This is a genomic window from bacterium (assembly GCA_030652805.1).
Lineage (GTDB): Bacteria > JAHJDO01 > JAHJDO01 > JAHJDO01 > JAHJDO01 > JAHJDO01.
The window spans coordinates 21006-30341 of the sequence record JAUSPT010000046.1; the positions used below are offsets into that span (position 1 = coordinate 21006).

At 37.1% G+C, this 9336-nt stretch carries 8 protein-coding genes and 1 tRNA gene; 5 read left to right on the forward strand and 4 right to left on the reverse strand.

The window, feature by feature from the left end:
- Nucleotides 1-191 precede the first annotated feature (191 nt).
- Genes dnaN through Q7J67_05170 form a run of 5 tightly spaced genes read left to right on the forward strand, consistent with a single transcriptional unit; the run spans nt 192 to nt 7122 of the window.
- Complete coding sequence (gene dnaN / locus Q7J67_05150) at nt 192-1307, forward strand: DNA polymerase III subunit beta (GenBank protein MDO9464667.1); 1116 nt, start codon at nt 192-194, stop codon at nt 1305-1307.
- On the forward strand, nt 1307-1615 hold the full coding sequence (locus tag Q7J67_05155) for a DUF721 domain-containing protein (GenBank protein MDO9464668.1): 309 nt from the start codon (nt 1307-1309) through the stop codon (nt 1613-1615). The genes dnaN and Q7J67_05155 overlap by 1 nt, the downstream gene beginning before the upstream one ends.
- Before the next feature lie 46 nt (nt 1616-1661).
- Nucleotides 1662-4070, forward strand: a complete 2409-nt coding sequence (gene gyrB, locus Q7J67_05160) for a DNA topoisomerase (ATP-hydrolyzing) subunit B (GenBank protein ID MDO9464669.1) — start codon at nt 1662-1664, stop codon at nt 4068-4070.
- Nucleotides 4071-4085: 15 nt separating this feature from the next.
- A complete protein-coding gene (gene argH / locus Q7J67_05165; protein MDO9464670.1) occupies nt 4086-5474 on the forward strand; it encodes an argininosuccinate lyase in 1389 nt (462 codons plus the stop codon).
- A 13-nt stretch (nt 5475-5487) separates the two neighbouring features.
- Complete coding sequence (locus Q7J67_05170; protein MDO9464671.1) at nt 5488-7122, forward strand: Na/Pi cotransporter family protein; 1635 nt, start codon at nt 5488-5490, stop codon at nt 7120-7122.
- A 134-nt stretch (nt 7123-7256) separates the two neighbouring features.
- On the opposite strand, the gene gatC is transcribed toward Q7J67_05170, so the two are convergent.
- From gatC to Q7J67_05190, 4 genes are all read right to left on the reverse strand, one after another.
- Entirely contained in the window at nt 7257-7544 is a 288-nt protein-coding gene (gene gatC / locus Q7J67_05175; GenBank protein MDO9464672.1) for an Asp-tRNA(Asn)/Glu-tRNA(Gln) amidotransferase subunit GatC, read from the reverse strand.
- A 2-nt stretch (nt 7545-7546) separates the two neighbouring features.
- Nucleotides 7547-8161, reverse strand: coding sequence for an HNH endonuclease (locus Q7J67_05180; protein MDO9464673.1), 615 nt, complete (start codon nt 8159-8161; stop codon nt 7547-7549).
- A complete protein-coding gene (locus tag Q7J67_05185) occupies nt 8155-9003 on the reverse strand; it encodes a TIM barrel protein (GenBank protein ID MDO9464674.1) in 849 nt (282 codons plus the stop codon). The genes Q7J67_05180 and Q7J67_05185 overlap by 7 nt, the downstream gene beginning before the upstream one ends.
- A 2-nt stretch (nt 9004-9005) precedes the next feature.
- Nucleotides 9006-9078 (reverse strand) — tRNA-Glu (locus Q7J67_05190).
- Nucleotides 9079-9336 lie beyond the last annotated feature (258 nt).

Here is a 9336-nt window from a genome sequence, read left to right on the forward strand (position 1 = left end):
TGTTTATAAGTGTGGATAATTATTAATAAAAATATTTTATATATATATTTATCGGATAAGTATAATTTTTATTAATAAGTTATGAGGTATGTATCTTAAATTATAGTAGTAAGTTATAGAGTTTTTAACATAATCCACAGCATTACTATTACTATTAGTATTTAATATTATAAATAAAAGGAGTAATTAATATGTTTAAAATAAGTTGTCTAAGAAAAGATTTACTTAAAGCTACTCAAATTATTATTGGTGCAATAACCCCAAAAACAACATTACCTATTTTGTCGAACATTTTAATAGAAACTAATAAAGATAATGTTACGATATTTGCCACTGATTTAGAAATAGGAATGAAATATACTGTTAAATGCAATGTAATAAAAGAAGGCATTATAACCTTACCTGCAAGACACTTAACCAATATAGTAAAAGAATTACCTGAAGGGGAAATAGAGATTATAGAGGAAAAAAACAATATAATTAATATAAAAAGCGGTAAGATATTATTTCGAATTAACAGTCTTAACAAAGATGAATTTCCTAAATTTCCAAGCTCACCAAAAAAACAAAGTATTAATATAAAAACAAGTGTCATTAAGGATATGATAAATAAGACAGCATTTGCTATGTCACATGATGAAGTAAGGTATGTATTAAATGGAGTTTGTTTAGAAATAGAGAAAGGGGACAAGAATAAGACTTTATTAAAGGCTGTAACTACGGATGGAAAAAGGTTGGCATATATCTTTGATAGTGTAAATGTACCTGATGATTACACGAAAAAAGTAATAATTCCAGCAAAAACAATAAATGAGATATCAAAAATTATAGATGAATGGGAAGATATTAAGATTATAATAGGGGAAAAACAAATTAATTTTGAAACAGATAATATTATAATAACGTCCAGACTAATAGAAGGACATTTTCCTGATTATAATCAGATCTTGCCAAAAAAATATAAGGAGAGGGTTAAATTAAATACTGAACAATTTCTTACGTCAGTAAAGAGAGTTTCGCTTTTAATAAATGATAAGACCAATTATATAAAATTAAATCTTAAGAAAGATATGATGCTTTTATCAATAGAAACACCTGAAGTAGGCCAGGCACAAGAGGAGATGGAAATAGATTATAAAGGAGAAGAGCTAACGATAGCATTTAATCCTAATTATATAATGGATGTTTTGAAGAATATTGGAGATGATGAAGTTTACTTTGATTTCATAGATAGCGAAAATCCAGGGGTTATCAGGCAAGTAAATTTAGACAACTACCTGTGTGTAATAATGCCAATAAAAATATAGTGGTCGGGTATACTAGACCAGAACATATAAAGAGTATTGTTGATGATATAATATCTAGGATAAAAGAAAAAGAAAGCAAGAAAAAGAGAGTAAAAATAGGAGAATATATAGCTGAAACTTTAGGAGCGCAAAGCAGGGAGCATGTAGAGGTGCGCGAGTTAAGGAGGGGAAGTTTATATATAAGCGTTGATAACTCAGCATGGCTTCAAGAATTGAGCTTAATGAAACAGGATTTAATGAATAGTATTAATGTGAAATTTAAAGAGGCTCTTGTAAAAGAGATAAAGATTAAACTAAGCAATGGCTAATTTAAAATTAAAATTTTGAAATTTGCACTGATAAGGAGAGGACTTGATGGATAAGACAAAGAAAGACGGATATAACGCACAGGAAATTCAGGTTTTAGAGGGGTTGGAAGCTGTTAGAAAACGCCCAAGTATGTATATTGGAGATACTGGGGCAAGAGGATTGCATCATTTAGTGTATGAGGTTGTTGACAACAGCATAGATGAAGCGCTTGTAGGTTACTGTAAAACAATAGATGTTATTGTCCATGTGGATAACAGCGTTACAGTGATAGACGATGGACGGGGAATTCCTGTTGATATTCATGCTGAGCATAAGAAGTCGGGAGTAGAAGTGGTAATGACGATGCTTCATGCAGGCGGGAAGTTTGATCATAAAGCATATCAGGTTTCAGGGGGGCTGCATGGAGTAGGCGTATCTGTTGTTAATGCCCTTTCAGAATGGCTGCTGGTAGAGGTTAAGAGAGATGGGGGAATATATGAGCAGGAATTTAGAATTGGCAAGCCAGTCAGTTCTTTAGAAATTATAGGAAAAACGCAGAATAAAGGAACAAGAGTTACGTTTAAGCCAGACATTAATATATTTAAAGATATTAACTTTGATTTTGATATATTATCAAATAGATTAAGAGAGCTTGCTTTTCTAAACAGAGGGATAAGGATAAGCATAATAGATGAGCGAGAGGACAAAAAACATGTCTTCCAATATGAAGGAGGGATTGTTTCTTTTGTAAAGTATCTTAATGAAAACAAAATAGCTCTTCACGAAAACCCCATATATTTTTCTAAAGAGAGAGATGACATTAAAGTGGAAGTTGCAATGCAATATAACGATTCCTATGTGGAAAATATATTTGCATTTGCCAATAGCATAAATACTCAAGAGGGAGGAACTCATCTGGCTGGATTTAGATCTGCTTTAACCAGAGTTGCGAACGATTATGCTCGTAAATCGGGGGTTTTTAAAGAGGGCGTTTCTCTGTCTGGCAATGATGTAAGAGAGGGATTGGTGGCTGTTATAAGTGTAAAATTACCTGAGCCACAGTTTGAGGGACAGACAAAAACAAAACTTGGCAATGCAGAGGTTAGAGGCATAATGGACTCTGTGGCAAGCGAGGAGGTCAAGAACTTTCTGGAAGAGAATCCCGTGATAGCAAGAAAGATTTTAGAAAAGTCTATTCTTGCTGCCAGGGCAAGAGATGCTGCTAGGAAAGCAAGAGAGTTAACCCGTAGAAAGGGAGCGCTTGATTCTTTAGCGCTTCCAGGGAAACTGGCAGATTGTTCGGAGAAGTCCCCTGCGCTTTGTGAAATATATATAGTTGAAGGAGATTCTGCCGGCGGTTCTGCAAAGCAGGGCAGAGACAGGGTTTTTCAGGCAATATTGCCATTAAAAGGGAAGATTCTAAATGTAGAAAAGGCGAGATTAGACAAGATATTAAATAACGAAGAAATAAGAACCCTTATTACAGCCATTGGTACAGGGATTGGGGAGGAGGATTTTGATATAGAAAAAGCAAGATACCATAAAATAATAATTATGACAGACGCTGATATAGATGGAGCACATATCAGGACACTTTTGCTTACCTTCTTTTACAGACAGATGACAACATTATTAGAGAAGGGATATATTTATATTGCTCAGCCTCCATTATACAAGGTTAAAAAGGGAAAGGCAGAGCAATATCTTAAAAGCGACAAAGCTTTTAACGATTTTATACTCTCTTCAGGGCTGAAGGATGTAGAAATAACAATTCTTAAGGAGCAAAGAAAGCTCACAGATATGCAACTAAAAGCAATAGTGAGCGACCTTGCGCAGCTTGAGAATTTAATAAAAGTGGTTGAACGTAGAGGAATAAGTTTTGTAGATTATCTTAAATTAAGGGATAAGAATACGGATAGCTTTCCAAAATACAGGGTGCGTACAGCTAAGGGATTTCAGTATTTTTACACGGATAAGGAATTAGCAGCTCTAGAGGAGAAGCAGAATGAGACACAAAAGCAGCTTAATATATTTGAGAATGCAGAGCCTACAACCGCCGAGATTACTGAGTTTCCCGAATCCAGGCAGATTGGCGATATATTAAAGAGAATGGAGCAGAAAGGCATAAGCTCAGATACTCTTCTTCCAGAAAGTGGGAAGAAAAAGCCGATATATAGAATTAGTACAGGAGATAAAGAGTACGAAATAAATAGCGGTTATGAGATTCTGGACAGTATAAAGGCATTGGGGAGAAAGGGCTTGATTATACAGCGTTATAAAGGACTTGGAGAAATGAACCCGTCCCAGCTGTGGGAAACAACTATGGATCCCAAAGAACGTACGCTTTTAAAAGTGGGCATGGAAGATGCTGTAGAAGCAGATAGGATATTTACAATATTAATGGGTGATCAGGTGGAACCAAGAAGAAAGTTTATTCTGGAACACGCATTGGAAGTAGGTAATCTGGATGTTTAGAGAGATAGAAATATCATGAAAAAATCATGGGATGGAAGATTCAAAAAAACTTTAGATCCATTTATTGAAGAGTTCTCATCCTCAATAGATATTGATGTAAAGCTGGCAGAATATGATCTTCAAGGCAGTATTGCCCACATTAAAATGCTTGGCAAGGTTAATGTAATCTCCAAGAATGACACAAAAAAAACACTTCATGGACTGGAAGAAATTCTTCAAGAAGCTTCTAAGGGAGAGCTTAAATATACGCGTGCAGATGAAGACATACATATGGCAATTGAGCGCAGGCTTGTGGAAAAAATAGGAAAGATTGGCAACAAACTCCACACAGCAAGGTCCAGAAATGACCAGATTGTGCTTGACGAAAGGTTATATCTGCGTGATGAAATATCGGAGGTATCAGAACTCATTAAAGGGCTTCAGAAAACAATTATTAATATAGCACAGAAAAACATTGATGTTATTATCCCAGGACTCACCCATATGCAGCATGCGCAGCCAGTCCTTTTTTCGCATTATCTGATGGCTTACTTTAATATGCTGGACAGGGATAATGGCAGACTCAAAGATTGTTTTAAAAGGGTAAATGTTATGCCTCTGGGCGCAGGCGCAATTGCAGGAACTTCGTTCCAAATTGATCGTAAATATGTGGCTAAACTGTTAGGTTTCCCCGCTATTACAGAAAACAGCATAGATACAGTTAGTGACAGAGATTTTATTCTGGAATTTGTATCTTGCTCTGCCATTCTCATGATGCATCTTTCAAGATTATGTGAAGATATTGTCATCTATTCTTCAGAGGAGTTTGGGTACGTAGAATTGGATGATAGTATTTGTACTGGAAGCAGTATGATGCCTCAAAAGAAGAACCCTGATGTTGCTGAACTGATAAGAGGGAAAACTGCAAGAGTGTATGGATCGCTTATTACGCTTTTTACGTTAATGAAAGCGCTGCCTCTGTCATATAATAGAGACATGCAGGAGGATAAGTCAGCTCTGTTTGATGCTGTCGAAACAGTCAAGATATGTCTGAGGGCAGGGACAAAGCTTTTAGAGAATATAAAACCCAATAGGAAGAGATTAGAGAATGTTTTATCCATGGATTTTTCATGCGCAACAGAGATAGCTGATTATCTTGTAAGACAGAGCATGGCTTTTAGGGATGCGCATAAACTGGTTGGCAGGATAGTTAGATACTGTATAGATAACAAAAAATATTTACGAGATCTCACCTATTCAGAATTTAAGACGTTTTCAAACTTGTTTTCCAGAGATATTCTGAATTTCACTTCCCCCAGTTCCTCAGTAAAATCCAAGTCCTCCCCTGGCGGCACATGCCTGAAAAACGTAAAAGCTCAGATAGAAAAAGCAAAGAAATCGCTTAGCAAAGAGTTTGCGCAGTAAGGAACTTACTTAAATGATAAAAGACATAATTTTTGGTACAGTTGGCGGGCTCGGGTTATTTCTCTACGGCATTCACATAATGAGTGATGCTCTCCAGAAAGCAGCTGGAGATAAGATGAGAAAAATACTGGGCATGATAACCAATAAGGCTTTTTTCGGCTTACTGGCTGGCGCAGGGATTACCAGTATTATTCAGTCAAGCAGCGCAACAACAGTTATGGTGATAGGGTTTGTTAATGCAGGTCTTATGACATTAAAACAGGCTATTGGTGTCATATTTGGAGCGAATATAGGCACAACCATTACTGCTCAGCTTATTGCTTTTAAAATAACTCATTATGTACTTCCTCTTATTGGAATAGGTTTTGCATTGCATTTTTTCTGCAAGAAGCGCACGCCAAAGCAAATTGGTATGGTCATATTTGGATTTGGTCTTTTACTCCTTGGTCTGAGCATTATGACAGATACTGTGCGGTTCTTGCGTAGCAGCCAGGCTGCAAAGGATATCTTTGTAAATTTTAGCAGGACACCTATTTTAGGAGTACTTGCCGGAATGATTGTAACTATGATTGTTCAGTCAAGCAGCGCAACAGTTGGTATTACCATGGCTCTTGGAATAGGAGGGCTTATTGATATAAGCGCAGCAATCCCGTTATTGCTTGGAGATAATATTGGAACGTGTATAACTGCAATGTTGGCAAGCATTGGAACTAATGTTGGGGCGCGCCGAGCAGCTGTGGCTCATCTTCTGTTCAATTTAATAGGCACAATAATAGTTCTGTCTCTTTTGCCAGTGTATAAAGTCTTAGTTCTACATACATCGGATAATATTGGAAGACAAATAGCTAATGCACACACGCTATTTAATGTTATTAATGCCGTATTGTTTTTACCATTTACAGGGCTTTATACTAAACTAATAGAGAAAATCGTGCCGGGAAAAGACGCATCTCTTGATTATGCTCCAAAGTTTCTGGAACCGCACCTTCTAAATACTCCGTCCATAGCAATAGAGCAGGCGCGGAAAGAGCTTGTAAGAATGACTGACATGGTTAAGACAATGGTTGATAAAGTGATGGATGGGTTCTTTAAAAAGGATATAGATATAATGCATAACGCTATAAGTAAAGAAGAGGCTGTTGACAATCTGCAGAGCTCAATAACACATTATTTGGTTGAGCTTTCCGAGAAGAGTTTAAGCTTTGAGATGGCAGAGAAGATACCCGCGTTACTTCATTCGGTTAATGATATAGAGCGCGTAGGGGACATCTCTGAAAATCTCGTAGAACTTGGAGAAAGAGCGATTGAGAAAAAGCTCCCGTTTAGCGATAAAGCAATTAAGGAATTAAGAGAGATGTATTCGGAAGTTACAGCAATGCTGGAGGATGCAATCAAGGCGCTAGAGCTAAATGATGTAACAATTGCGCGTAAAGTCTGGGACAGGGAAAAGAGGATAAATGAATTAACAGAGACATTTGGAAATAATCATACCTCCAGACTGAGAAATAAGGCATGCAATATAGTTTCGGGAATTGTTTTCCTTGATCTTCTGAGCAACTTTGAAAAGATGGGCGATCATCTAAATAATGTTGCAGACGCTGTTATTGGCGGACTTCAGTGGGACAGCCATAAATCAAACGACAAATAACAAGATCCAAATATCAAATAAAACCCGAACTTTAAATTTTTAGTATTAAGTCGTAAGGATTAAGAATTAAGCGAAAAACATAGTTATTTATTTGTAAACTTAGTCCTTAGAGCGAAGCGTCTTAATCCTTAATTCTAAATAACTTTAGGTACTCTGAAAAAATTATCCTTTTTATCAGGTGCGTTTTGAAGGGCATTGTCAACAGGGATGGAAGGCGTTGCGGTATCTTCTCTGAACACGTTCTGCATTTTGACTACATGAGACGTAGGCTTTATATGAGTCGTATCAAGCTGGTTAAGTTTGTCCATATATCCGAGGATTTTGTTTAACTGTTCAGCATGCGCTTCTTTTTCTTTTTCTCGTAATTTCAATCTTGCAAGCCTTGCCACATATTCAACATCTTTTTTTGATATCTTTGGCATAATTATTTATCCTCATCGCTTTCAAGCTCTGTGTTCCAATATGCTGTGTCAATAAAATGCTTCCAGCTTTCATGATGCATAGTTTTTATATTAAAGTGCACAAGATATTGCCACCTAGGTTCCTTCGGAGTCTGAATCAGTTTCATTCCAGCCTGTTGCGGGGTTCTTCCCCCTTTGTGGAGATTGCAGTTCATGCAGGAACAAACTACATTTGTCCACACGCTTTTTCCTCCAAGCACTTTAGGAATTACATGGTCTATATTGAGGTTCATGATGTCAAACTTTCGGCCACAATACTGACATATATTTTTATCCCTTTGGTAAATATTTTTTCTATTGAATTTTATAGATGAGCAGGGTAGTTTCTCATAGAGTAGCAGAAGTATGACTTTTGGGATCCTTATTGTAAAGGAAATGGTGCGTATAACTTCCTCATACTTTTCAAAAGAGGCTGATAGATCCTTCCAATCTTCGAAATTAAAGGCACTAAACTTTCCCTCTTCAACATTAATTACCTGAGCCTGGCCTGTATAAAGCAAAGAGAAAGCTCTCCTTGCCGTACATATGTTTACAGCCTGCCACAATCTGTTTAGTACCAGTACATTTGCATCTAACATTCTTCACACCCGTGCAGTAGTTGTTTCAGTGTATTTACATACTCTCCAATAACCTCCAGACTGTCAGTCCAGTAAGTCTCAAGGGAATACCAGCCGTTATAGGAGCGACTTTTTAGAAACGCTGTGAATTCTTTTATTCCTGCGATTCCTGTTCCTAGTTCAGCTTGTCCCAGCCACCTATCTTCTTTTGCAGGATACCCGGTGCCTTCTTGTGTTTTCTTTACATCTTTTATATGCACATGTCTTAATCTATCCCAGAATTTCTCAAGCGCAACTACAGAAGATTCTCCCCCATAGCATGAATTGGCTGAATCTCCTACAAAATACAGTGGGAATTTTTTTACCATAGAAAATATCTTTTCAAGCATATCAGATGTTGACATAATATCATAAGAGATACCAAATGCCTCAATAGCAATATCTAAATCGTGCTTTTTGCCAGCTTCAATTGCATTATCAATAGAAAGAGCAACAAGTTTCCTTGCCTCTTCAGGGCACATATCTTCGGGCAATCTACTTCCATTAGTCATGACAAGATCAGGTTTTAAAACAGAAGCAGAGTTAATCATTGTTCTTGTTTTTTCACATGCCTCCTCAAAACATCCGGGTTTTAGATGGTTGACAATAAGGTCAATATTAGGAATACACATGTTTCTCCTCACTATTTCTTCTAAAACTTCATGCAATAAGTCATGATTAAGATAGAAATCCTCTGCTTCCAGGAACATAGGCTCCACTCCTGTAATGCCATACGATTTTATGGTATCTAAAAAGTTACAAAGAACACCTAAATCAGTAAACAGCTCCTTAGTGTGCTTATAGGTCATTAATGAGATTTTCATTGCGTCCCCAGGGGGAATCGAACCCCCGTTGGTAGGTCGAAAACCTACAGTCCTAGGCCACTAGACGATGGGGACACTCTTGAAGCGAGTCATAATGTAGCATATCGGATTATCTTAAGTCAAGCAGGAATGTCCTATTTTGGCTAATTAGGACATTATCATTTTGGTGTTACAATCTCATGTCAAAAACTATAGGGAACGGTCAACACATCATTACCCCCCTTGCCAGAAAAAGACTGATCTAATCTGATCACGACATCAAGGTCAATAGGTGGAATCATAAGCAAGCGCTTGTCCAGATCCGGCACCTTCTCTCTAGCCAACTGCCATGGC

Excerpts from the sequence above, each read along its gene's own strand:
- argH (MDO9464670.1), top strand. The coding sequence starts at position 4,086 with ATGAAAAAATCATGGGATGGAAGATTCAAAAAAACTTTAGATCCATTT.
- gatC (MDO9464672.1), bottom strand. The coding sequence starts at position 7,544 with ATGCCAAAGATATCAAAAAAAGATGTTGAATATGTGGCAAGGCTTGCA.
- dnaN (MDO9464667.1), top strand. The coding sequence starts at position 192 with ATGTTTAAAATAAGTTGTCTAAGAAAAGATTTACTTAAAGCTACTCAA.
- Q7J67_05185 (MDO9464674.1), bottom strand. The coding sequence starts at position 9,003 with ATGAAAATCTCATTAATGACCTATAAGCACACTAAGGAGCTGTTTACT.
- gyrB (MDO9464669.1), top strand. The coding sequence starts at position 1,662 with ATGGATAAGACAAAGAAAGACGGATATAACGCACAGGAAATTCAGGTT.
- Q7J67_05170 (MDO9464671.1), top strand. The coding sequence starts at position 5,488 with ATGATAAAAGACATAATTTTTGGTACAGTTGGCGGGCTCGGGTTATTT.
- Q7J67_05180 (MDO9464673.1), bottom strand. The coding sequence starts at position 8,161 with ATGTTAGATGCAAATGTACTGGTACTAAACAGATTGTGGCAGGCTGTA.